This window comes from Cellulosilyticum sp. (assembly GCF_982396655.1).
The window spans coordinates 31,344-55,962 of the sequence record NZ_CEVXFV010000012.1 but is presented as its reverse complement, the minus strand read 5'-3'; the positions used below and the strand labels follow the sequence as shown (position 1 = coordinate 55,962).

Genomic DNA, 24,619 nt, shown 5'->3' with positions numbered 1-24,619 from the left:
TTTTGCGTCTATTTGACGATAAGAGGAGGACATAGCATGATATTAGAAAAGGACATTATTAAAAAGATTGAATACTATTTTTACAACTACGAGCAAGAATATGAACAGTTAGAGATTTTAACAGAGGACATTATATATGGTGTACAAATGGGCTTTATGGAAGGTGGCAAGAGTAATGCCATACGTAGTAAGACCGAAAATAGCGCATTAGAGCTTATGGATCAAAAACATGAAGAAAAAGAAAAATGGCTGAAAGTTGTAGAAGAAACTAAGGCTAGATTTAAGGATACGGAGTATGAAGGCGTGTTTAATTTAACCTATAAAGAACAGTATAGGTTGCCAAAGATATTGAGGATATTGGCTATGGAAAAGTCGTGTTATTATGATAAGAGGAATGATATTATTATATATGCAGCATTAAAGGCAACTAGTAAAGGGTTAGTTATTTATAAATGAAAAATATGTGAGCATATGTAAAAATAGGAGAGGCAGTCAGTATAAGTAGGACTATTACTGGCAGAATATTGTTATCATTAAAGATAGTTATTTTAGTTTGAAGGTGAAATTGGTAAAATTATATATTTAAATATAGTTGTTTATTGTGTATAATACATATAGATTTTAACGAGGTAGGAGGGAGAATATGTTAAGTGATATAGATATAAGACAAGCACTTATTGAAGAAATTAAAAAAATAAATTCAAAGCATAAGAATCCTTCCTTTAGAATTATAGAAGAACTTACTATTTGTGATGGTGATGCAAGGGTTGATATTGCAGTTGCAAATGGCCGTTTATGTGGTTATGAAATAAAAAGTGATAGGGATACTTTAGAGAGGTTACCACATCAAATAGAGTGTTATAATACAACATTTGATAGAATGACTATAGTTGTTGGTGAAAAGTTTAATGAAAAAATATTAGCTGAAGTGCCTGAATGGTGGGGCATAAAGGTTGCATATATTAATAAGTTTGGAAATGTATCCTTTAAAAATATAAGAAATTGTAAGAATAACTCTAGTCAAGAAGTATATAGAATTAGTCAACTCTTATGGAAAGAGGAGCTTCTGGAGCTATTAAGACAATATAATATAAAAGGGTTAAGTAATAAAAGTAGATTAAAAATGAGAGATATAGCAGCAGATACTATATCTCTCAAAGAAATAAGAAAGTACACAATTAATAAATTAAAAACTAGAGAAGGTTGGCGAGTTGATTAACTACTAAGGTAATGTGGTGATTAGTGCCAACCTTTCTCCATGTACAAAGATTACCACCACCAACTTGTAAATTTGAGCAGTTGTTAATATATGTATCTCCCCATGAATAGGTAGTTCCCAAATATATATTTGGGGTTGAAATTATAATATTACATAGTTGTGCATGTTGACTACCACCAGCTTTTTTAAAAGAGGTACCTTTTGTAACAAAATAGGTTTCTTCAGTAGTATATCGTATATTACATGATGGATTTAGAAATCTAGGATCAATATCATCTGCTATTATGGGATTTGTTATTGTATAGTCTCCAAATAGGAAATCTCTATCCCAAGTATTAGTAGAAAGAAGCTGAGTATATATATGATAAAATGAGCGTACAATATGGGCAGTACCATTTGCAGAGACTGAGCTTAAATTTTCAGGGAAAGATGTACCAGCTAGTGTAATATATCGCCAATCCTTAATTTGAGGTATATCATTTAAAGTACTTTTTACAAGCTTTAACATTCTGCTTTCTAGAGAAGGATCTATATAACTAAAATCAAGTATTAAATCTACATTGGAAATATTGGCTGATGTAATCTTAAGATCTATAATTGTAGAATTTATAATATTACTCATATCTTCAATATCATCAAACTTTAATCTAATAGCAATTTGACGTTTGTTTGTAAGACATGTTGTAAAATATGAGATGTTTTTGTTGGGACAGGTTGGAGTATATACAGGAATAAAATTAATATTAGTCAATAGATCATCCAGATAATCATATACATATGTCCCATCAGTCATTATTTTATTTTGTAGATTACATATATCTAGATAAAATTCATTTATTGCAGCTGTAGTAATAGAGTTTGGAAGTTTTTCTATATGATTTTCAATAGATTTTTTATAAGTTTCTTCTTCAAAATCATAATCTTGTGCAGGTATCTCTAATAATGGTAGAAGAACATCTTTAATTGGCTGTGTTAATTCTTTGATTGCCCCTTGTTCGCCTTGTTTCCATTTTAAAATAGGTACGTATGTAAAATTAGACACTTATATCACTCCTTCTGATTTTCTATTAGATAATATGTAAGATATAACTGTTAGATAAGGTTATGTTGAGATTAGAATAACTAGTGAATTAAGAAGAAGAATTAATTCTCCTTCCAGTAAATAGGACCTTCCTTTCTTTAGGATTTCAAGAAAAATTCTTGATTAATAAAATTATACTGGAAATTGTATATATAAAATGTCGAAAGTGGTGATTGCTGAATAAAAAATTAATAAAAGTATAAAAAATAGATATTAACGTGAAAAAAAGTAAAGAAGTAAATTTAAGTAGTGGAAAAAAAGTTACAGAAAATAAATAGGGGAACTTTTAGCCTTTTTACATGATAAAATAGTATTGTCCAATAAAGGCAATAAGCCTCCCTTATATAGCACTTAGTTAGCAAAATGTTAGCTAGGTGCTTTTCTATTATTTAAATTTGACACAATATAGGACTAGAAGGAGCTGACAGCATATGAAGCCACCAATAGCAAGATTAGGCGGAAAGTCTAGACTGCGAAAAACAATTATTGAAAAAATGCCAGAGCATACATGTTATGTAGAACCATTCTTTGGTGCAGGTTGGGTATACTTTGGAAAGGAACCCTCTAAGGTAGAGGTGATTAATGATATTGATAAAGAGCTTATTAATATGTTTAAAATGATAAAGTATCATGCACCAGAAATAGAAAGGATGCTGGAATATGAATTTTCAGGAAGAGATATATTTGAGGAATACAAGCACTGTACCATTGAACAATTAACAGAACTTCAACGGGCAGTGCGTTTTTTATACTTAATTTCTCAGAGCTTTGCAAGTAGAGGAGAAACTTATGGTTATGGTACGAATAATATACCAGCCCCTCAAATCTTTTATAAAGGGGTATTAGCTGATATTAAGGAAAGACTAAGAAATACTTATGTCGAAAATAAAAGCTTTGAGGAGATTATTAAGCGTTATGATAGGCCACATAGCTTTTTCTTTTGTGATCCGCCTTATTTTGAGACAAGTGGATATGCCACTGCTTTTAGTGAAGTAGAGCATCTCTTACTCAGGGATACATTAGCCAATATACAAGGGAAGTTTTTACTGACCATTAATGATCATCCAGAAGTTAGAAAGTGGTATAAGGATTTTAAAATAGAACCAGTAAATGTCTCCTACTCAGTATGTCGAGAGCAGAAAGCAAGGAAAGAATATGGTGAGTTAATCATTACAAATTATTAGATTGGAGGTGGTGGCGTGGGAAAGACAACCCAACCTATTAAGGATATAGAGCAGGAGATTACTTTATATGATTATCTTTATGATACAGACCGTATGTTGTACATATTAGTTATCTTAATGCGTTATACAGGTTTTAGAATAGGTGATTTAAGATGTCTTAAGAAGCGAGATGTTTTAAATGAGTATTTGGAGATTACAGAGAACAAAACAAAGTATTTAAAAGATAAGTATGAAAAGCAGGCCATACAAAGTGAAAGTAAGCCAAAGAAGGCTAAGCCACCACGTAAAGTTTTGATTCACCCCAGTTTAAGAAAAGAACTCGATCTATATACGCAGCATATGAAGAATTGGCAAGTGCTTTTTCCAAGTTCAAGAGGTATGAATAAGCCGATCTCTTATCCGCAGCTTAATAGGCGTATGAATAAGGTAGGTGAAGTACTTGGTCTAAGAGACTTTGGTTTTCATGCCATACGTAAGACGTGCTTTTATAATTTCTATAAAAAGAGTGGCAAGATAGAAGAAGTACAGCATTTTGCAGGTCATAAGTCTCCTGTAACAACCAGTGTGTATATTGGTCTGACGCAAGAAGTGAATGACAATATGGTAAAAGAAATGAATGACCCATTAAAACAATTTAAACGGTAATCACAGGGCGTACAAAGTGACTTGATACGTTATGGAAGATATGTATCATTCCCTTGATAAAAAGTAAGTATAAAGCTATAAAGCGCAAAGGATAGCAAGGTATAGAGAGAATGAGAAAGATATAAAAGATAACTCTCATATTTTGAAGGGGAAAAATCAAGTGGGTGAGAGGTATCTAGCCTTTGATAGTCAAAGGTACTTTCAGACGAAAAAAAGGAATTGCGGGTACCTTGACCCCAAAAACTCCCTAGTTCTAGAAAAATAAAATTTTAAATTACCGTTTCCGTACCTAAATAAATATGATAATAAATTAACAAATTAATATAAAAGTAAGTGTATCAAAGGATTGAGGTGAGCGTGTGAAGGAAAAGGAGATTACGAAAACAGATACAATTGAAGGTCTAACCGTATCAGCTTCTGTATTAGGTGAATTATTAGGTGTCACAGATAGACGTGTGCGTCAACTTGCCAGTGAAGGTATCTTTAAGCGTGCTGCAAAAGGGCGATATGTATTACCTGAAAGTATTAAGACCTATATTAAAATGCTCAAGATGGAAAGTGACATTGCAAAGGGCAGTGAAGATCATGAAATCGACCTGGATAAAGAAAAGGCCATTCATGAACGCATTAAGCGACAACAGTCTGAAATTAAATTAGCTTTAATGAAAGGTGAAGTGCATAAATCAGAGGATGTAGCAGATGTGATGATGGATATGTTAGCTTCTTTTCGTTCCAAGATGATTGCCTTGCCTTCTAAGTTAGCACCGCTTTTAGTGGGTAAATCAGCTGCCAATGAAGTAAGAGAAGTATTAACGAAAGAAATTCTAGAGGTGCTTATGGAGTTAAAGGACTATGACCCTGCTGATTTCTATGGGGAAGAATATATTGAATATGATGAAGGTGAAGTAGAAAACTATGACAGTACAATCAAAGAAGAAAAGGACTAGGAATAACACTTTAGCATTATTTGCAAAAGTCGCTAAGACTTTAGAGCCACCACCTATTTTAAAACTGAGCGAATGGGCAGATGCCAATAGGCGTTTATCGGCTGAAGCTTCTTCAGAGCATGGCCGCTGGAATACAGATCGTGCACCTTATCAAAGGGAAATTATGAATGCCATTAGTGATGATGGGGTGCATCATGTGATTGTTAAAAGTTCCAGTCAGGTTGGAAAGACTGAAATTGTACTCAATACCATTGGTTATATTGTAGACCATGAACCTAGTCCCATGTTGGTAGTTCAGCCCACAGAAACCGCAGCAGAAGATTTTAGTAAAGATAGGCTTGCCAATATGATTCGGGATACACCTTGTATTCGCGATAAAATTAGACCTTCTAAAAGTAGAGATAGTGAAAATACAATCCTTAAAAAGAAATTCCCAGGTGGGATTTTAACTATTGTTGGTGCCAATTCTCCAGTAGGCTTATCCGCAAAACCGATTCGCGTGGTACTTTTTGATGAGGTAGATCGTTATCCTGCATCTGCAGGTGTAGATGGTGACCCTGTAGATTTAGGTGAAAAGCGTACCAATACGTTCTGGAATCGTAAGATTATTAAAGTATCTACGCCAACGATTAAAGGTATTTCAAGAATTGACCAAGAATATGAAGCCAGTTCTAAAGGGGAATGGAATTTGCCTTGTCCCTGTTGTGGTAGATATCAGCCTTTAGAATTTAAGCGTTTAAGATTTGAGGATGCTACTATGCAATGTATGCACTGCCTAGAGCATTTTACAGAAATGGAGTGGAAGGAGCAAAAAGGCAAGTGGATTCATGCCCATGATGAAAATAAAATAAGAGGCTTTCATTTAAATGAGCTAGCGTCACCCTGGAAACATTGGGACGAAATTATTGCAGCTTTCAAAAAGGCTATGAAAAGTAAAAAGGAAACTGGCAGTATTGAGCAGCTTAAAGCCTTTATTAATACGTCTTTAGGTGAAGTCTGGGAAGAGCGGGCCGATGGAGAACAGGTAGAAGATGAAGAGCTTTTAGCAAGACGTGAATATTACTTGTCTGATTTGCCAGAAGGCGTTGTTTTAGTCACAGCAGGTGTAGACGTGCAAGATGACCGCTTTGAAATAGAAGTTGTGGGCTGGGGCAAAGGTTATGAGAGCTGGGGTATTCAATATAAAGTCATTAAAGGGGATTTAACAAAAGAAGAAACCTGGGACAAGCTAGAAGATTTTTTAGATACCGAGCTTTATTTTGAAGATGGTAGAAGCTTATTAATTGCTGCCACTTGTCTAGATACAGGTGGACATTTTACAGACCAGGCCTATCGTTTTATTAAGCAAATGGAACGTAAACATAAACGTATCTATGGTATTAAAGGGCAAGGTGGTGTTGGTATTCCACTTGTTAACAAGCAGACTACTAATACCAAGACAGGTGTAAGAATCTTTATGCTAGGTGTAGATCAAGGCAAAGAACTCATTATGGCAAGGCTAAAAATTAAGGAAGTAGGCCCAGGCTATTGTCACTTTCCTAAAAATGCAGAGAGAGGTTATGAAAGTAGCTTTATGAAAGGGTTAAATAGTGAGCAGCGTCTTATTCGCTTTGTAAAAGGTAAGCCAAGACTAGAGTGGGTCAAAAAAGCAGGAACTAGAAATGAACCTTTAGATCTACGCAATTATGCCACCGCAGCGGTAGATATTTTAAATCCTAACTGGGATAGCTTAAGTGAAAAGGTAGCAAAGGGCATTAATTATATGAAAAGTAGCAAAAAGCCCCAAATGAAGCATTTAAAGAGAAAAAGTGGGGTGGCTAATAGAGGTGTAGAATTATGAAGCTGATATATATAAGGAAAAAATAGGTATTGTTAGACAAGATAATATACAAACCATCCTGAATTGTATTATACTAAGAATAAATAGAACTTTTATATGCTAGTAAATTAGAATTTAGGGAGATGAATTATGAAATTATATAGTGAAAGACATGGTGTAAGAGCACCACGAGAAAAAACATATTCTATTAGTAGTGATGTCTATTCATTACTTTTAGATTGTTGTAGAAAATATCAAAAGAACTTAACACATATTTTTACTTTAAATTGTCATTATGACTTTCTTAATCAAGATTATGTTACATTTGATGAAAGAGGATTTGTCACTAAGATTAAGGTGAAGATTCCGGCTCTTTTTAGAAATGAAAATGATAGAATTTGTGCACCAACATATGATGATCAATATGACCAGTATGCACTTTTAGATCTTATAGAGTATATCGCACAAAATATTAAAGATATTTCTGAAGAGTGGAATAATACAACTTATCGAAATTATAAAGAGATAGCGTGTTTAAATACTTCAAATGTATTTGAGGTTTTTCAAGAGGAAGTAAATGAGATATTTATTGAAGCAGGAGTACTTTATGAACTGACAGATGAGAAAATTATTGAAAGAATTATTGAGAATAGTCCGCTTACAGTAGAAATTGAAAATAATTGTGCAGCGATACAGGAGTTAGGTTTAAAAGAGTTGTTGGAGGATGCTATTGCATTATATAAGACACCTAATTCTGCAGCTCGACAAGATTCCGTAGAAAAGATTTGGGATGCGTTAGAACGTCTCAAAACTTACTATATAACACTAAATAAGAAGCAGTCAGTAGGAAACATAATAAATGATATAGCAGGTGGAAATAGTAACTTTATTAAGTTATTTGATGCTGAATTTGCTGAGTTGACAAAGATTGGAAATGAATATCGCATACGTCATCATGAAACGAATAAGATTGATATTATTGATGTTCGTCATTACGATTATCTTTTTAATCGTTGTTTATCACTAATTGCATTAGCTATACAATACTTAGGATAAAAAATACAGATTATCTTATATTTTTTTAAGAAATGTAACATAACTATAGAACATATTGTTAGGCTAAAATCAAATTACATACTTCTGAATTTAAAGTATGATGACGTTACAAGATATTAAAAAAGTATTAAGATAGATTTGCATCAAGCAAAAAAATAGTTATTTAAAATAGGACTTCCTACAAGGAGGTCCTATTCTTATATCTAAGTATCAATGGTAGCCAAATTTTTAGATGTTAATTTAAAGTTCAAACTGAAAGGGCGAAAACTGAATGAATACGAGTTTATTAACCGTGACTAAGCAGCGGCTGCAAATGTATTATGATGCAGAAGCTGCTATTTTAATGAGCCAATCTTATACCATAGGGAGTCGGTCTTTAACAAGAGCCAATTTAAGTGAAGTAAGAGCGGCGATTAAGCAGCTAGAAGCTAAGGTTTTACAATTAGAAAATAAAACGAAGAAAGTCAGGCGGATTATTCCAATGGATAGATAAGGAGGTGAAATAGTGAATGCTGTAGATAGGTTTTGGGAATTGGTAAGCCCGCAGGTGGCGCTAAAGCGTGAGGCGGCTCGAATAAAACTGAATATGGTGAGGAGCATTCAAAATAGTGGTTATGATGAAGGCGGTGCCAGTACAAAAAGAAATGCCATGAAAGGTTGGTATGCAGAGAGTTTAAGTCCCCAAGAGGATATTGACTTAAATCTAAATACTTTAAGGCAACGGTCTAGAAGTTTATTTATGACAGCACCTTTAGCCACCAGTGCCATTAAGACAAATCGTACCAATGTAGTAGGGGCAGGTCTTAAACTTAAAAGTCGTGTTGATTTTAAGGCTTTGGGTATAAGTCATGAAGCTGCTGATTAATTAGAAAAGCAAATTGAAAGAGAATTTAACCTGTGGGCAGAGTCTAAGCGTTGTGACAATTTAGGCCTGAATGATTTTTATGAATTACAGCAGGTGGCGTTAATGTCCTGGCTGATTAATGGCGATTGTTTTGCACTTATTAAGCATTTACCAACAACTGATTATATGCCCTATGGTCTTAAAGTACATTTAATTGAAGGTGACCGCATTGCCACACCACGAGCTACAGGAGATTATCTAAATTTAAGATATAAGGCACCTAATGGGAACCGCATTTACAATGGGGTGGAGATAGATAAGGAAGGTGCAGTGGTTGCGTATCATATTTGTAATGCCTATCCGGATTCTAGCCTAGATGTACAAAAAGAATGGCGAAGAGTAGAGGCGTTTGGTGCACAAACAGGTTTGCCTAATGTATTGCAGGTTATGGAAGCTGAAAGACCGGATCAATATCGCGGTGTGCCTTATTTAGCCACTGTAATTGAAAGTTTGAAGCAACTGACAAGGTATACGGAAGCAGAGCTGATGGCAGCAGTAATTAATGCATTTTTTACTGTATTTGTAAAATCTGAGTCACCAGCTGAAACCGCTAGAGATTTTGAAGGTGTGGTGGATGAAGAGGTACCCATTGAAACACCAGATTATAAGTTAGGACCAGGTGCCATTAACATTTTAAATGAGGGAGAAAGTATCGAGATTGCCGATGCAAAAAGGCCGAATGTAAATTTTGATGGTTTTGTGTCGGCAATGGCCAAATATATAGGGGCAGCCCTAGAAATACCTTATGAACTTTTAACGAAGTCTTTCACATCCAGTTATTCAGCCAGCAGAGCGGCTTTACTGGAAGCGTGGAAGGCTTTTAAAATGCGCCGAACTTGGTTTGCTAATGATTTTTGTCAGCCGATTTATGAAATATGGCTTTGTGAAGCAGTAGCAAGAGGGCGTATTCAGGCACCCGGTTTCTTTAATGATCCTGCCATTCGCAAGGCTTATTCAAGGGCAGATTGGAATGGTCCAGCACCGGGGCAATTAGACCCTGTTAAAGAAGTAACTGCAGCAGCTAAACGTGTGGAAAATGGCTTTTCAACCAGAGAACGCGAAACCATTGAAATGAATGGTGGCGACTTTGACCGCAATATTGAGCAGTTAGTTTTAGAAAATGAAAAAATGCAAGCCATATCAAAAGGAGAGGGGGCGTAAAATTGCCAAAGATTATTAATGTGAAAGGGTTTATTATCCCACAAGAATATGAATGGGCCTATGCCTGGCTAGGGTATCCATATACAACTGCAAATATGGTAACTAGGGCCTTAGAGGAGGCAAAGGGTGAAGATGTAGAGGTCCATATTAATTCTTATGGGGGTTCGACTTATGTGGGCAGTGAAATTTATACAGCTTTAAAAGACTATAAGGGCAAGGTTTTAAATAAAATTGTAGGTCTTGCCGCCAGTGCTGCCAGTATTGTAGCTATGGCAGCAGAATGTTGGATAAGTCCTACAGGGGAGGTGATGATTCACTGCGCTTCTACAGGCAATGAAGGGAATTATCGTTCCATGGAGGATACCAGTCAAATGTTACAGGTAGTAGACCGTACCCTTGTAAATGCTTATAGACTTAAAACCGGTATGAGTGAAGCAGAAGTAAAAGAGCTGATGAATAATGAAACCTGGCTCACACCGCAGCAGGCCTTAAATCTCAAATTAGTGGATAAAATCATGTTTGTAGAAGAAGGTCAGTTAGAAGATACCATGCCATTACAGCCTGTGGCAGCCTTACATGAAGGTTTTATTATGCCTAATACAGATATTGTGAATGAGCTCATTAAATGCGGGAATGTAGAGGCTTTTAAGGCTAAATATATGCAGACATCAATAGGACCAAACATTCCCACAAATACATTAAAACATCAATTAAATGCAAAAGCAGAGGAAGGAGAACAAACAATGACATTAGATGAATTAAAAGCACAATACCCTGATTTAGTGAATCAAATTCGTAATGAGGGTAAAGAGGAGGGCATTCAAGCTGAGAGACAACGTATTCAAGGCATTGAACAAATTTCAAATAGTATTCCAGCAGAAATGGTGGAGGCTGCCAAGTATACCAAGCCTATGAATGCCCAGGAGTTAGCTTTTAATGCCTTACAAGAGGCGTCTAAGAAAGGCCAACAGTTTTTAAATCACTTGGCACAAGATAGTGAGGCGTCAGGGGTCCAGCATATTGGGGCAGAACTTACACCAAGTCATGAAACACAAGAAGATGTTGAGGCAGCTGCACTTGCCGCCGCTATGAATAAAGATACAAGGAGGGCAAGATAATGGATTATGTGACACAGGGGATAACAGTGACAGCAGATCAGTTATTTGCAAGTACGAAGATTCCTGTTAAAACAGGTTTTGTGAAGCTTAATGGCGGACAAGGTATTTTAAAAAGAGGCAGCATCATTGCACTAGATGCCGAGAAAAAAGGGAGTTTAGCAAATCATACTAAAACTGAAGAGCAGGTTTATGGCATTTTAACAGATGAGCTTGTCACAAGTAGTGAAGCAGCAGATTATGCCATTGCCGAGGTGTATTTGACAGGTGATTTTAATGCAGCAGCTTTAAGCTTTGCAGAGGGAACAACTTTAGCACATTATGAAACACAATTAAGAGAACTAGGCATCTTTACAGATTGCGTGATGGAGGGATAAATTATGCCAATTACAACAAAAGCAATGTTACAAGCTTTAGAACTTAGAACACCTATGAGAAGCTTTTTTACAGGCTTCTTTCCACATTCACAGGTGCATGTGCAGGAATTGTTAGAAATTGAAACAAAAAAGGGAAAACGTCTGATGGCACCTTTTGTAGCCAAACGTAAAGGCGGTAAGCTGATTACAAGAGCAGGTTATTCAAGTAGGCTCATTAAGGCGCCTAAAATTGCACCAGAACGTATGACCACAGCAGATGATATTTCACAAAAGTCGTTAGGCGAAAGTATTTATAGCAATAAAACACCTGCCCAAAGAAGTAGGGAAATATTAGCCGCTGATTTAAGTGAACTAGAAGAATATATTTTAAGACGTAAAGAATGGATGTGCCGCGAAATCATTTTAAATGGTTGTATTGATATTCAAGATGAAGAAGAAGGTTTAGATATTCAAATTGATTATCAGTTTGATAACAAAGAAATTTTAACTGGTGAAGCAAAATGGGATACCACCACAGCTGGTATTTTAGAGGATTTAACAAGATGGCGTAAAGAAATTATTAAAAAGACTGGCAAGGCACCTAAGATTTGTTTAATGGCGTCTGATGTGTATCAGCTCTTTAAGCAAAATAAAGCCGTACAAGAAGAACTAAATTTATTAAATCTCAAAACAGCAGATATTACTCCAAGGGTGGTAGATCCGTCACTCACTTTCTTAGGTAGACTTATTGAACTAGATTTAGATATTTATTGTTATGATGAATGGTTTATTGATGATGAAGGTGAAGAGCAACCAATGTTACCTGGAGGACATGTGCTGCTATTACCTGAAACAGTAGGGTCTATTGAGTATAGTGCAGTGACACAGTTAGAGGGAGAAGATTTTGTGACCTATGACTTTGAAATGGTACCTAAGTTTTGGGTGGATCATGAAAATGAACGTAAGATGTTAAGAATGACTTCACGCCCAGTCCCTAGACCTTATGATGTAGATGGTTGGTATGTGGCAGTAGTTAAATAATGGAGGTGACTTATGGTTTTAAAAGTATTAGCAAAGATTGCAACAAGAGAAAATAGGCAACTTGTCCAATACCGAAAAGGTGACTGTATAGAAATCTCAGAGGCAGAAGGCCAGCGCTTAATTCACTTAGGTGTGGCAGAATGTGTACAACATCAAGCGCAAGTTATACAAGATGAAGCACAAGACTTTGATGACCAAGAGGATACAGTAGCTTATTTAGATACTGAGGCCTTAGAAAAGATGAAGAAGCAAGAGTTAGTAGAATATGCAGCATCTATTGGTCTAAATTTAGATTTAGGACTTAAGCATCCGGAACTTGTGGCACAGATTATAGATTACATAGAGGAAGTGGAAGATGGACAAATTTAAAGCCCAGTTAAGTCAAGATTTAGAGCATTTAATAAGTGTCATGGAATTTGCACAGTATCATGAGTTAGGGGACCAAACGGTCCCTTTAATCATTGGTGAGGATGAACTTCAAAAAAGGCAAATGAAAGCAGCTGAGGGAACTTATTTAGGTGATTTACTTTTACTTGTTGAAGCAAGGCATTTAAAGAGTAGGCCTGTAGAAGGCAAAACACTCAAACTCGATGGCAAGATTTATTTAGTTGTTTCTTGCAAAGAAAAAGAGGGACTTTATGAAATTGCCATAGGTGCGAATGAATCATGGTAGAAATAAATGTTGATCAAAAGGTTATTAAAAGTGTGGAAAAAGCCCTTAAAAATATTCCCAATGGTTCTAAAAGAGCCATAGCAAATGCCACAAATCGGGCTATTACAAAAGGGCGAATGACCATTAGTAAAGAAGTCACTAGTGAATTTACCATTAAAGCAAAAGATGTGAAAGCCACTTTAAGTTTACAAAAAGCTACTGTAAGTCGATTAGGTGGGGTGGTGAAATCTGCAGCACCTGTCACGACTTTAATTCGTTTTAAAACGACGCCAAAGACAGTGACCAAAAAGCGACCAGCAGCCCTTAAAGTAGCTGTTAAAAAGGGTGGGTATAAAACTTTACCTGGTGCATTTATTGCCCAAACAAAATCAGGGCATATTGGTGTATTTGAACGGTCTAAGGAAAGTAGATTACCAATTAAGCAAATCATGGGACCCTCTATTCCATATATGGCAAAAGGGCAAAATGTATCAAATACCGTACAAAAAGATATGACCAATATGTTTTATACGCGTTTGGAGCATGAAATGACGCGATTACTCAAGAAATATTAAAGGAGGTAAGCAGTGACAGTTTATCAGGTGATGCAGGACTTTAAAGCAGTACTTGAAGGAGCAGTAAAAGAAGCCCATTTAAAAACGAAGTCACATGTCGTTAAAGACCCACAAATTGTATTAGGTTATTTAGATCCACTGCAAGAAGCAGATAAGGAGCAAGAGGATTTTCCTTATATTATTGTGCGATATAGCAATGATATGATATTAGAAGAACAGTCTCACTTAAGTTTAAAGTTAATTTTGGGGGTGTATAGTGAGGAGATAGAAGGCTGGGTAGATGTGCTGCATTTAATGGAACTTGTTAAAAAGGCTGTGTTAACTCGGCCAGTGTTTAACTTTTATACCATAGAAAGGCCTATTAAAACCTCTATGCCAGAAGAGCAACCTTATCCGTATTTCTTTGGTTTTATGGAGCTTACTTTAAATATCCCACAATTACAAATGGAAGGAGTGTAAAAAAGATGGCAAGTCGTGTGAAAAAGGAAACAGAAAAGATACAAGAAGAAGAAAAGAAAATGGTGTATTGTGGCCCACATTTAGCAGGTATGCCACAGTTTACTGTTTTAATGGGCATTCCTCAATTTATGCAGATTCATATTGCAAGTTGCCCAGCAGTAGAACGGCTTATTGTGCCTTTAGAAAAACTAAATAGCACAAGGTTAAAGCTTTTAGTAAAGGGCAGTTATGAGCAGAAGATGTACTTACAAATACAAAATTATTTACAAGGAGGTCAAAATTAATGGCGTATCAACATGGCGTATATACCAGTGAAATTCCAACAAGTGTCGTGCCACCAGTAGAAGCTTTAGTCGGTTTACCAGTTGTAATTGGGACAGCACCGATTCATTTAGCAACTTCACCTAAAGTCAATGAGCCAGTATTATGTTATAGCTATGCTGAAGCAGTACAGTCCTTAGGGTATTTAAGTAACTTTGAAAGTTATACATTATGTGAGTTTATGAAATCACATTTTACACTTTTTAGTGTGGCACCTGTTGTTTTTATTAATGTATTAGATAAAGAAAAGCATAAAGTAACGGTTGAAGAGGAAACTTTATCAGTTACAGAAAATGAAGCACTTCTTGCAGTCGAGGGAGTACTTTTAGAAAGTGTTAAAGTAAAAGATGAAGCTGGTAAAACATTAGAGGCAGATACTTATGCATTAAGCTTTAATGATGCAGGAGGATGTGTGATTACCTTACTAGAAGGTAGCAGAAGTAGCATTAAAGTGAGTTATGCACATTTAGATGCCAGCTTAGTGACGGCAAATGATATTATAGGTGGGATTAGTCAAGAGGGACAAGCACTAGGCTTAGAACTTATTCATCAAGTTTTACCACGTTTTGGATTAGTCCCAGGACAATTAGTAGCACCTAAGTTTAGTCAAAATCCGAGTGTGGCAGCAGTGATGGCAAGTAAGGCGGGAACGATTAATGGTTTCTTTAAGTGTATGGCATTAGTGGATGTACCAGTAACAGAAGCTAGCCAATATACAGAAGTTGTGGCATGGAAAAACAAAAATAACTACATTTATGAAAATCAGATAGTTTGCTGGCCAAAGGTACGCTTAGGTGAGGATATTTATCACATGAGTACCCAGCTAGCAGGCTTAATTTGTCAAACGGATGCCAATAATGATGGCGTGCCGTATGTTTCACCGTCTAATCATAATTTGCAGATAAATGGGTTAGTCGGAAAGGATAATAAAGAGGTTATTCTGGGGATTGATCAAGCCAATTATTTAAATGGTCAAGGCATTGTCACAGCCATTAATTTTAGTGGGGGTTGGAAACTGTGGGGTAATCGTACCGCATGTTATCCAGGTGTGACAGATATTAAAGATGCCTTTATTCCAGTGAAGCGTATGTTTTATTATGTAGCACAAACGATTATTCAGAGTTTTTGGCAAAAGGTAGATGGTCCAATTACACCAAGGTTAGTGGATACCATAGTAGATAGCTTAAATATTTGGCTTAATGGGATGACAGCAGCAGAATACATATTAGGTGGCCGCGTAGAGTTTTTAGAAGCAGAAAACACTACAACAGATATTATGGATGGCAAAATAAAATTCCATGTGTACATTACTCCACCAAGCCCAGCAAGAGAAATTCAGTTTGCCTTAGAGTATGATACAGCATACTTGGCCGCATTATTTGAATAAAAGGAGGACAACAAAATGAGTACAATTCCAGACAAGTTAATTGCCTATAGAGCTTACAAGGATGGCAAAGACCTATTAGGCATTGCAGATGTGCAACTGCCAGATATTGAATCTCTTACAGAATCTATCAAAGGTGCAGGCATAGCAGGTGAGGTAGAAATGCCAGTTCTTGGACACATAGGTGCCATGAGTATGACCGTTAACTGGCGAACGATTACAGGAGATTTAGTTGCCTTATCTGCACCTATTGCCCACGCCCTAGATTTTAGAGCATCCCAACAAAAATACGATAGTGCCACAGGTACTTTAAAAACATCTGCAGTAAAGCATGTTGTAAGAGCCATTCCTAAAAAGATTACCCCAGGTAAAATGGAAACAGGCGCAAGCACAGAAAGTGGGAATGAATTTAGCGTGTTGTATTATAAGATGCTTGTAGATGGGAATGTGGCGATTGAGGTAGATCCTTTGAATTATATTTATATTGTTAATGGGGGCGATTATTTGGCAGAGGTGAGGAAAGATTTAGGACTATAAAATAAAGAGATAATTAGACAAATGTTTAAAAGTAAAATATAATAAAATTATAAAATTTAGAATATTTTACGAGGTGTGATAGAATATGGCAGGATTAAGGGTTTTTGTATCGTCTACTTGTTATGATTTAAATATTTTAAGGTCACAGTTAAGAGTATTCTTAAATTCTTTAGGATATGAACCTATGATGAGTGACTTTAATGATATTTTATATGATCCAAGAACACATACACATACTAGTTGTGTTGATGAAGTGATAAATTGTGATATGTTAGTTCTAATAATAGGTTCACGTTTTGGAGGACAAGCAGTGCCAGAAGCTTTAGATAAGATAGACTTTGAAGGGATAGAAAAAGAAGGTATTAGTGTTGAGAATTTTAAAACCAAAGAAAAAGTTTCTATTACTCAACTGGAAGTGCTAAAAGCAATAGAGGAATCAATTCCTATATATACATTTATAGAACAGAAAGTATGGCATGATCATCAGTTATATCAAAAAAATAAAGGTAAGAATATAATTAATGAAATTGAATTCCCTTCAATTGAAAAGCAGGAAACAGCAAAATATATATTTGAGTTTATAAATTTTGTTAGATTAAGAGCTACTGGAAATAATATATTTACTTTTAATAAAATTGAGGATATAGAGAACACATTAAAAAGACAATGGTCTAGTTATTTTCAACGTTTATTAAATGAGCAAAGATATAATGAAGCTCAAACTAAAAAGATAGAAAATCTGACAAATCAATTTGAAGATTTAAAAACTGCTATATTGACATCAATTGGTTCAAGTGAGCCAAAGGAAGTAGCTATGGGTGTAGTAAAGTATAGACGAATGATTGGATTTATTCAAAGGATAAAAACTATAGGTTTAAAGGAGATTAGTACAAGTAAGTTAAGCTGGGATGAGTTACTTAAAGAACAAGGGATTGTTAAGATAATAGATATTAGTGAAACGGAACAACTACGAGCAAAAGGGCGCATAAGTCATATAAATAGAGGATGTGCTTTGATAAAAGATGATAATACATTCTATATATGCAGATATCCAATTGATGTTGTAAGTGAATTATCGTTAGAATGGGATACATTTATTACAATGAATCAGGAGACTAGAAGAATAATTGCAGAAGCATTAGTAGATATGCCTGTAGGTATGGAAGTGTCATATTTTAAACAAGATATAGATGATTATCTAAAAGAAAAATTTGAGCAATGTCAAATACCTGAATTTCTAAGAAAGGATTTGAGGTCAATTGCGGAGTAAATAAGTATATCTATAAGACCTTCAGTTGTTAAGGTCTTTTTGTATATTATATAAAAGGAGAACATAATGCAAATCACATTAAAAAAGCCCATCCAATACGATGGTACAGAAATCAAAAATCTTACATTAAATCTAGAGTCGCTAACAGGTCAAGACTTTCTAGATGCAGAAAAGGAAACAGGTGTTGAGCTAACTGCCTCAACCCCAGTTAAAGAATTTAGTAAGGCGTACTTAGCCGTTCTTGCAGCGAAAGCGTGTAATGTGCCGAGTGATATGATACCGCTATTGGGCATTCAAGACTTTAGTAAAATTACAGTTATGGTGCAGAATTTTTTACTCGGAGAGGAATAGATCCTAAGGTTAACTTTAGAAAGATTTTATTAACTATGGCCAGTGAGACATTTACCCCTGTGACATATTGGTCATCTATTCCCCTTAGTGAATTAGAAAATTGGATTATAACTATGGCAGAAAGGGGTGAGCACTAATGGCAAGTAATACATATCAGGTAGCTTTTGCACTAAATAGCCGATTAAATAGTGGTTTCGCTAAAAACTTTAATCTCGCTACACAACATATTAATAATATGGTGAAGGTAGCAAAGACAGCCGCAGCATCTTTGACTGCGGCTTTTAGTATTAAAAATACTTTAGGGACAGGCTTAAGCGAAGCAATGAACTTAGAAGGGTATCGTATGCAGCTTGAAACGGCTACAAAAAGTGCTGAAAAAGCTGCAGATATTATGAACTGGTCAGTTAACTTGGCAAATCGTACGCCTTTTGAAACAGGCAGTGTGGTTGAGGCAAGTGCAAGGCTTGAAGCTATGGGTCTGGCGGCTAAAACCTATTTACCGATGATTGGTGATATGGCAGGTGCCACCAATAAAGATTTAATTCAGGCAACAGAAGCGATTATTGATGCCCAAACAGGTGAGCTTGAAAGACTTAAAGAATTTGGGATTAAAAAGGCGGATATCGTTGAGTATGCTTATAACAAAATGGGGCAGATTCAAGTGGTGAATAATAGTGGCCAGATTACAAATCAGGAAAAGTTTAATGAAGCGATGTTAGCTTTAATGGATGAGAAGTTTAAAGGGGGTATGGAAAAGCAAGCCACAACCTTAAAAGGTGTCTGGTCGACTGTAACAGGTGTAACAAAGACGGCACTTGCCAATATTGTAGGGATTACGAATGAAGGAACCATTAGGCAGGGCAGTTTATTAGAAGTGATTAAGAATAATATTAATGACTTAGGGAATCTTTTAATGAACTTACAAAATAGTGGATTATTTATCAAAATTGGTGAGTGCCTTGGCAGCCTTGTAAGTAAGGCAGCACAAGGCATTAATTTTGTTAAAAATCAGGTGACAGGCATTAGGCCAACGCTAATGAATGGTTTTAAGAACTTAAAAACTTGGGGTGTCACTGCCTTTGAGAATATTAAACAAAGAGTAAGTGAAAATGCCCCGATAATTACAAAGTTTAAAGGGATCATTGACCAGCTTAAAACACAATTTGCGAATTTAAAGGCTACTGGCGGTCACGTATTTGAGGGTTTAAAGCCAGTTTTAGCTTGGTTACAAAGTGAAGGTTTACCAGCAGTTGTAGAAGGCTTTATGGTCATAGGTGAAGCAACTTTAGACGTGTATCATTTAATCCGCAATAACTGGCAAACCATAGGCCCGATTATTGCAGGTGTAGTTGCGGGTTTAGTGGCTTATAAAACCGTAACATTAGCCGCCAAGGCAGCGACAGCAACTTATATGGCTGTTACAAAAGGCATGGTACTTGCGCAGCAGGCGTTAAATGTAGTTTTAAATATGAGTCCTTTAGGGTGGATGTGTCTTTTAATAGGTACCGTTGTGGCAGCAGGTATTTATCTTTATAAAAACTGGGACACCCTCAAAGTAAAAGCCAGTGAATTATGGAGCAACCTGCGTAGTACTTTTGCAAATATCGGTAGTTTTATTCAATCCATAGGGCAAGGCATAGTTAGCTTTTTAAACAAGTTACCGATAGGTGCAGGCTTACTACAAAATATCCAAAATATGATGACTGCCATTAAGACTATTTTTAGTGGCCTTATTACTTTTATTACAGGCAGCTTTACAGGTAATTGGCAAAAGGCATGGGAAGGGGTTAAAACAATTTTTCAAGGTATTTTTAGCGGACTTGTGGCGATTGTCGCAGCACCGATCAATACGATTGTCAGTCTGATTAATAGTATGATTGATAAGGTCAATGGCATAAATATTACAATTCCAGACTGGGTACCTGGACTTGGCGGGAAGTCTTATAGTATGCACATTCCTAAAATCCCGATGTTTGCAAAAGGTTCCACAGGTTTTAATACACCAGATACGTTTATTGCAGGTGAAAAAGGTGCTGAGTTAGTCACGAATGCCAGAGGTTACAAGGTATTTAATCATGGGCAGACCAAGGACTTATTACAACCTAAAGGCAGCCCATTTGGGAGTAACCTGCAAGCAGACAATCATCAAAAGGTTGAAATTGCTTTTAATCCGCAGATTACAGTAAATAGTGGCAATGAAAACATGGTACAAGAAATATTAGCAGAGCTAGTGAAATATGAGCCAGTACTTATTAAGAAACTTTTACAAGCACTGGGTAAAAACATACAAAATGAAAGGAGACTAAATTATCATGCTTAGTACCTATACAACTAAACAAGGAGATACCTGGGATATGGTTTGTTATAAAGTTTATGGGAATGCCTATGTGATGCATCAACTCATGGCAGCAAATCCTCTATATCGAAAATGCCTTGTGTTTTCAGCCAATGTGATACTCAATATACCAGAGATAGCAACACCGCCTGTAAAGACGTTGCCACCTTGGAAGAGGAGCAGTAGCCTATGAAAGATTATGAAAGCTTTATGGCAAGAAGTGTCCATCTCATCATAAAGTATCAAAAAACAGATATCTCTCAAGATATTCGTAAATATATAGTAGGTTTAAGCTATACAGATAATGCAACAGGTGCTGCAGATGATTTACAGCTTACCCTGGAAGATAGGGAAGGGCTTTGGCATAGTCATTGGATGCCCACAAAAGGGGATACGATTGAAGCCTCTTTTTATGTAGAAAATTGGAACCTTAAGAAGGAAAAACAGCTTTTACCTTGTGGTACATTTGAAATTGATGAAATCGCATTAAGTGGGCCGCCTGATACAGTAGAAATAAAAGGACAAAGTGTCCCCATAAGCGGTGGCATCAAACAAACAGCCAGAACGCAGTCCTGGAAAAAGATTAAGCTCTCTAAGATTGCAAGTGAAATTGCAAGGCGTGGAGGGCTTAAATGCTTTTTTGATGTACAAGAAGATGTGACGTATGAAAACTTAGATCAGGTGAAACAGCCAGATTTAATCTTTTTACAAGAGCTGTGCAATGAAGCGGGTGTATCGCTAAAGGTAACAGCTGGGCAACTTGTTATATTTGATGCATATGCCTATGAATGTAAGGCACCTATCTTAACGCTGGTAAAAGGAAAATCCCATATTATAAGTTATACTTTTACACATCAAACCAATGATACAGGTTATAAAGCCTGTCATGTTCGTTATACAGATGCTCAAACAAACACCACTATAGAAGCGACTTTTAAAGATCCAAGTAAGGCGCAAGGGCCTGTACTAGAAGTGAATGAACAGGTGAAAAGCTATAAAGAAGCTTTAAAACTAGCTAAAAGCAAACTCCGAGAAAAAAATAAGCAAGAGTGTACAGGCAGTTTTACTGTTTTAGGTAATGTGCAGTTAGTAGCTGGTGTCACACTTTTAATTAAAGGGTTTCATGCCTTTGATGGTAAATACATTGTGAATAAAGCAACGCATCATATTGTGGGTGGTTATACCACAGATATTGAAATCTCAAAATGTTTGGAGGGATATTAGATGAAAGAAACAACGATTGTGCGTATAGGAAAAGTCTCAAGTGTGAATGCCCAAAAAGGGACTGTACAAGTTGTCTTTGCAGATATGGACAATATGGTCTCCACCGATTTACCTGTTTTATTTCCACAAGGCCTTAAAAATAAGGCTTATGCTATGCCGGATGTAGGTGAAAATGTGGTGTGTCTATTTATGGCACAAGGCGTAGGGGACGGCTTTTGCTTAGGGTGTTTTTATACGCCTTCAGCACCGCCGCCCATTCAGGAAACAGAGGTCGTCTATTATGCTTTTGCAGATGGTTCATCTATTGCCTATGATCGAAAAGCACATAAACTGACCGCAGATATAAAAGATGGGGAAGTGGATGTGACTGCCAATAAGGTCAATGTAAATTGTGACCTATTAAGCGGATCATGTAAGCAATCCACCATTGAAGGGGAAGCTTTTGGCATAGGAAGTAAAACATTAAATATCGCATGTGAATCAGGGGATATATCCGGTAATTTGACCTTAAGTGGGGAGGTTGCACTTACAGGAAAAATAGTCCTAAGTGGGGATATTGTCTTAACGGGTAATATTACGTGCCCAGGATACTGTAAATGTTAGGAGGTAGATAGATGATTGGTGCATTAGGGGATATTTTATTTAAAGTTTCTTATAAAAATATCAATACCTTTCAAGATTTAGTTAGAAGTAGCTCCGGACGCTGGGCATATCATGAAGTTCATATGCAAAAGCCTAGGTCAGAGTTTTTAGGGCCTAATTTAGATACCATTACTTTTTTAATGCAATTTGAAAGCAGTTTAGGACGCAATCCCCGTTATGATATGGAAAAGTTAATGAAACTGACGCGTACAGGTGAAGCCTTGCCACTTGTTATTGGTGGGGATGCTTTAGGGTATTATCGCTGGACAGTAGAGGCAACGGAGCAGACGTATAAGCAAGTTGATAAAAATGGCAAGGTTATATCAGGCGCCATTACAGTGACGTTAAAGGAATATGTGAAATAGATGGTGAGAAGATGTATACAGTAACAAATACAAGCACAATTAATTTTTATCCCACAGGCATAGCCGAAATTTTGCAGAATGTGGCAACCATCATGAGTACACCAAAAGGAAGTGTGCCTTTAGACCGTCAATTTGGCATTGATATGAGTATGTTAGATTTACCTTTAGAAATAGCAGAAAATCTACTCACTGTACAAATTATGGAAGCCATAGAAACCTATGAGACACGTGTGGAGGTAATCAAAGTAACCTATGAAAAAGACCATTTAATAGGCAAATTACAACCGAAAGTGCAGGTGAATATTATTGGGACTGAATAATCTAAGTGAGATTACATTTTGTAATACCAATACAACAGATATAGAAAATGATGTGATCACAGCCTATGAAGGTATTGCAGGAAGGAAGCTTTATCCTGGAGACCCGATTAGGCTGTTTTTAGAAGCCCTTGCTTATATTATAACGCAGCAGCGTTTTTTAATAGATTTTACAGGTAAGCAAAACTTATTAGCTTATGCGACAGGAGATTACCTAGATCAAGTGGTGGCATTAGTAGGGGTTACACGTTTAGCCGCAACACCTGCCAGATGTACCGTAAAGTTTAGCTTGTCTGATGCACAGCAAAGTGTCATCACAATTCCAAAAGGCACCCGGTTAAAAAGTGGGGAACTTTATTTCAAAACGTTAAGTGATGAAGAAGTGTCGCCGGGCCAATTACAGTTAGAAACGATTGTGGCGTGTGAAACACCAGGAGAATGTGGCAATGGGCTTTTACCAGGTCAAATAGAGACTTTAGTAGATGTTTTTCCTTACTTTGGTAGTGTGACCAATACAACGACTACAACAGGTGGTAGCGATAAGGAAACAGATGATGCTTTAAGAAAAAGAGCTTTTGAGGCACCCAGTTCATATAGCTGTGCAGGAAGTGATGGGGCTTATGCCTTTTGGGCAAAAAGTGTTTCTTCAGAGATAGGAGATGTAGCAGTCATTTCACCTGAACCAGGAGTAGTAAATATTATACCCATTAGTAAGGCAGGACAGCTTTTATCAGAAGAAGTGCTAGCAGAAATCTTACAAGTGTGTAGCGATAAACATGTAAAGCCTTTAACGGATAAGGTGGTTGTTTTACAGCCAGAGCAGATGAGCTACAATATTTCACTTGAATATTATATCGACTCAGGCCAGGTGGCGCAAATAGCAATGATTCAAAAAAATATAGAAGCTGCCATTACAGACTACATCGTATGGCAACAAAGTCAGCTAGGAAGGGCAATTAATCCTTCAGAACTGATTCATCAAGTCATGGCTGCAGGTGCTAAGCGTGTAGTCGTACAGGAACCGCTTTATACGCCTATTGAAAAATCACAAATTGCGCAAATCAATAGGCAAGAGATTATTTATGGAGGCTATGAAAATGGTTAATGCAAATCTTTCGTTTCAAGACTTACTCCCACTCAGTATTAGCCATGATGCCAATATACAAGCCGCATGTCAAAGTCTAGATCAGGAGCTTAGTAAATTAAGAAGCTGCATCGAAACTTTAAGTATTTTACCCAATATTGCAAATGCCAGTGAGGAGATTGTTGATTTATTAGCCTTGCAGTTTGATGTGCCTCATTATGAAGCAGCGCTACCTCTAGCCAAAAAGCGGGAACTTGTAAAGAAGGCAATCGCTTGGCATAAGAAAAAAGGTACTGTTGGGGCAGTTGAAGAAGTGGTGAGTTTAATCTTTGGCGAAAGTACCATTGAGGAGTGGTATGAATATGGCGGTGAGCCTCATCATTTTCGTATTACAACCACTAATATTAGCGTTGATGATAGCTTTGTAGAAAGATTTAAAATCGCCACAGAAAAGGTTAAAAGAAAAAGTGCCTGGTTAGATGAAGTCATTGTGACACTAGCTAGTGCACTCAATCTTTATATAGGTTTTGTGGTGCATATGGCAGAAACAATAACGATTAAACAGGAGGGATAAA

General features: G+C 36.4%; 29 protein-coding genes and 1 pseudogene. 29 read left to right on the top strand and 1 reads right to left on the bottom strand.

All coding sequences use genetic code 11. From position 1 onward, the window contains the following. Positions 1-36: 36 nt before the first annotated feature. Both AC1VAQ_RS07285 and AC1VAQ_RS07280 read left to right on the top strand, forming a co-directional pair. The gene (locus tag AC1VAQ_RS07285; protein WP_479903733.1) at positions 37-456 is read left to right on the top strand and encodes a hypothetical protein; all 420 of its coding nucleotides are present in this window, start codon (positions 37-39) and stop codon (positions 454-456) included. Positions 457-643: 187 nt separating this feature from the next. Next, the gene (locus AC1VAQ_RS07280) at positions 644-1,219 is read left to right on the top strand and encodes a sce7726 family protein (RefSeq protein WP_479903732.1); all 576 of its coding nucleotides are present in this window, start codon (positions 644-646) and stop codon (positions 1,217-1,219) included. Here the strand turns inward: AC1VAQ_RS07280 and AC1VAQ_RS07275 are convergent. After that, the gene (locus tag AC1VAQ_RS07275; RefSeq protein ID WP_479903731.1) at positions 1,194-2,261 is read right to left on the bottom strand and encodes a beta family protein; all 1,068 of its coding nucleotides are present in this window, start codon (positions 2,259-2,261) and stop codon (positions 1,194-1,196) included. The two genes, AC1VAQ_RS07280 and AC1VAQ_RS07275, sit on opposite strands and share 26 nt — an antisense overlap. Positions 2,262-2,731: 470 nt before the next feature. Between AC1VAQ_RS07275 and AC1VAQ_RS07270 the strand changes: the two genes are divergently transcribed. The 27 genes and pseudogenes from AC1VAQ_RS07270 (at position 2,732) to AC1VAQ_RS07140 (ending at position 24,618) form a co-directional block, all read left to right on the top strand. Next, positions 2,732-3,484 carry a DNA adenine methylase gene (locus AC1VAQ_RS07270; RefSeq protein ID WP_479903730.1) on the top strand — a complete coding sequence of 251 codons (753 nt, stop codon included), beginning with the start codon at positions 2,732-2,734 and terminating at the stop codon, positions 3,482-3,484. A gap of 15 nt (positions 3,485-3,499) precedes the next feature. After that, a complete protein-coding gene (locus tag AC1VAQ_RS07265; protein WP_479903729.1) occupies positions 3,500-4,129 on the top strand; it encodes a tyrosine-type recombinase/integrase in 630 nt (209 codons plus the stop codon). Between the two features lie 359 nt (positions 4,130-4,488). Continuing rightward, positions 4,489-5,076, top strand: a complete 588-nt coding sequence (locus AC1VAQ_RS07260; protein ID WP_479903728.1) for a hypothetical protein — start codon at positions 4,489-4,491, stop codon at positions 5,074-5,076. Beyond that, positions 5,045-6,916, top strand: coding sequence for a phage terminase large subunit family protein (locus AC1VAQ_RS07255; RefSeq protein ID WP_479903727.1), 1,872 nt, complete (start codon positions 5,045-5,047; stop codon positions 6,914-6,916). The genes AC1VAQ_RS07260 and AC1VAQ_RS07255 overlap by 32 nt, the downstream gene beginning before the upstream one ends. A 129-nt stretch (positions 6,917-7,045) precedes the next feature. After that, complete coding sequence (locus AC1VAQ_RS07250; protein WP_479903726.1) at positions 7,046-7,951, top strand: AbiJ-NTD4 domain-containing protein; 906 nt, start codon at positions 7,046-7,048, stop codon at positions 7,949-7,951. A 271-nt stretch (positions 7,952-8,222) separates the two neighbouring features. Continuing rightward, a complete protein-coding gene (locus tag AC1VAQ_RS07245; RefSeq protein WP_479903725.1) occupies positions 8,223-8,444 on the top strand; it encodes a DUF6148 family protein in 222 nt (73 codons plus the stop codon). 93 nt (positions 8,445-8,537) lie between these two features. Continuing rightward, positions 8,538-10,016, top strand: a pseudogene (locus AC1VAQ_RS07240) (phage portal protein). A gap of 2 nt (positions 10,017-10,018) precedes the next feature. Further along, positions 10,019-11,134 (top strand): head maturation protease, ClpP-related, encoded by a 1,116-nt coding sequence (locus AC1VAQ_RS07235; RefSeq protein WP_479903724.1) that lies wholly within the window; start codon positions 10,019-10,021, stop codon positions 11,132-11,134. Then, a complete protein-coding gene (locus AC1VAQ_RS07230) occupies positions 11,134-11,508 on the top strand; it encodes a hypothetical protein (RefSeq protein ID WP_479903723.1) in 375 nt (124 codons plus the stop codon). Before AC1VAQ_RS07235 ends, AC1VAQ_RS07230 begins: the two co-directional genes overlap by 1 nt. Positions 11,509-11,511: 3 nt before the next feature. Further along, positions 11,512-12,528: a major capsid protein gene (locus AC1VAQ_RS07225; RefSeq protein ID WP_479903722.1), complete on the top strand. Its 1,017-nt coding sequence runs from the start codon at positions 11,512-11,514 to the stop codon at positions 12,526-12,528. Between the two features lie 12 nt (positions 12,529-12,540). Then, entirely contained in the window at positions 12,541-12,897 is a 357-nt protein-coding gene (locus AC1VAQ_RS07220) for a hypothetical protein (protein WP_479903721.1), read from the top strand. Beyond that, positions 12,884-13,201 (top strand): hypothetical protein, encoded by a 318-nt coding sequence (locus AC1VAQ_RS07215; protein WP_479903720.1) that lies wholly within the window; start codon positions 12,884-12,886, stop codon positions 13,199-13,201. Before AC1VAQ_RS07220 ends, AC1VAQ_RS07215 begins: the two co-directional genes overlap by 14 nt. After that, positions 13,195-13,755 (top strand): phage tail protein, encoded by a 561-nt coding sequence (locus tag AC1VAQ_RS07210; RefSeq protein WP_479903719.1) that lies wholly within the window; start codon positions 13,195-13,197, stop codon positions 13,753-13,755. Before AC1VAQ_RS07215 ends, AC1VAQ_RS07210 begins: the two co-directional genes overlap by 7 nt. A 12-nt stretch (positions 13,756-13,767) precedes the next feature. Further along, positions 13,768-14,214: a hypothetical protein gene (locus tag AC1VAQ_RS07205; RefSeq protein ID WP_479903718.1), complete on the top strand. Its 447-nt coding sequence runs from the start codon at positions 13,768-13,770 to the stop codon at positions 14,212-14,214. Positions 14,215-14,219: 5 nt separating this feature from the next. Further along, positions 14,220-14,498: a hypothetical protein gene (locus tag AC1VAQ_RS07200; protein ID WP_479903717.1), complete on the top strand. Its 279-nt coding sequence runs from the start codon at positions 14,220-14,222 to the stop codon at positions 14,496-14,498. Beyond that, a complete protein-coding gene (locus AC1VAQ_RS07195) occupies positions 14,498-15,922 on the top strand; it encodes a phage tail sheath family protein (protein ID WP_479903716.1) in 1,425 nt (474 codons plus the stop codon). Before AC1VAQ_RS07200 ends, AC1VAQ_RS07195 begins: the two co-directional genes overlap by 1 nt. A 15-nt stretch (positions 15,923-15,937) precedes the next feature. Beyond that, positions 15,938-16,456, top strand: a complete 519-nt coding sequence (locus AC1VAQ_RS07190; protein WP_479903715.1) for a phage major tail tube protein — start codon at positions 15,938-15,940, stop codon at positions 16,454-16,456. A gap of 85 nt (positions 16,457-16,541) precedes the next feature. Then, the gene (locus tag AC1VAQ_RS07185; RefSeq protein WP_479903714.1) at positions 16,542-17,726 is read left to right on the top strand and encodes a DUF4062 domain-containing protein; all 1,185 of its coding nucleotides are present in this window, start codon (positions 16,542-16,544) and stop codon (positions 17,724-17,726) included. Between the two features lie 66 nt (positions 17,727-17,792). Beyond that, positions 17,793-18,077: a phage tail assembly protein gene (locus AC1VAQ_RS07180; protein ID WP_479903713.1), complete on the top strand. Its 285-nt coding sequence runs from the start codon at positions 17,793-17,795 to the stop codon at positions 18,075-18,077. A gap of 136 nt (positions 18,078-18,213) precedes the next feature. Continuing rightward, on the top strand, positions 18,214-20,397 hold the full coding sequence (locus AC1VAQ_RS07175; protein WP_479903712.1) for a phage tail tape measure protein: 2,184 nt from the start codon (positions 18,214-18,216) through the stop codon (positions 20,395-20,397). Beyond that, complete coding sequence (locus tag AC1VAQ_RS07170) at positions 20,390-20,605, top strand: tail protein X (protein WP_479903711.1); 216 nt, start codon at positions 20,390-20,392, stop codon at positions 20,603-20,605. The genes AC1VAQ_RS07175 and AC1VAQ_RS07170 overlap by 8 nt, the downstream gene beginning before the upstream one ends. Further along, positions 20,602-21,636, top strand: coding sequence for a phage late control D family protein (locus tag AC1VAQ_RS07165; RefSeq protein WP_479903710.1), 1,035 nt, complete (start codon positions 20,602-20,604; stop codon positions 21,634-21,636). The genes AC1VAQ_RS07170 and AC1VAQ_RS07165 overlap by 4 nt, the downstream gene beginning before the upstream one ends. Then, positions 21,637-22,239 carry a phage baseplate assembly protein V gene (locus tag AC1VAQ_RS07160; protein WP_479903709.1) on the top strand — a complete coding sequence of 201 codons (603 nt, stop codon included), beginning with the start codon at positions 21,637-21,639 and terminating at the stop codon, positions 22,237-22,239. Between the two features lie 11 nt (positions 22,240-22,250). Next, a complete protein-coding gene (locus tag AC1VAQ_RS07155) occupies positions 22,251-22,643 on the top strand; it encodes a phage tail protein (protein WP_479903708.1) in 393 nt (130 codons plus the stop codon). A gap of 11 nt (positions 22,644-22,654) precedes the next feature. After that, complete coding sequence (locus AC1VAQ_RS07150; RefSeq protein WP_479903707.1) at positions 22,655-22,963, top strand: GPW/gp25 family protein; 309 nt, start codon at positions 22,655-22,657, stop codon at positions 22,961-22,963. Continuing rightward, the gene (locus AC1VAQ_RS07145) at positions 22,950-24,065 is read left to right on the top strand and encodes a baseplate assembly protein (RefSeq protein WP_479903706.1); all 1,116 of its coding nucleotides are present in this window, start codon (positions 22,950-22,952) and stop codon (positions 24,063-24,065) included. Before AC1VAQ_RS07150 ends, AC1VAQ_RS07145 begins: the two co-directional genes overlap by 14 nt. Next, complete coding sequence (locus tag AC1VAQ_RS07140) at positions 24,058-24,618, top strand: phage tail protein I (RefSeq protein WP_479903705.1); 561 nt, start codon at positions 24,058-24,060, stop codon at positions 24,616-24,618. Before AC1VAQ_RS07145 ends, AC1VAQ_RS07140 begins: the two co-directional genes overlap by 8 nt. The last annotated feature ends 1 nt before the right edge of the window (position 24,619 follow it).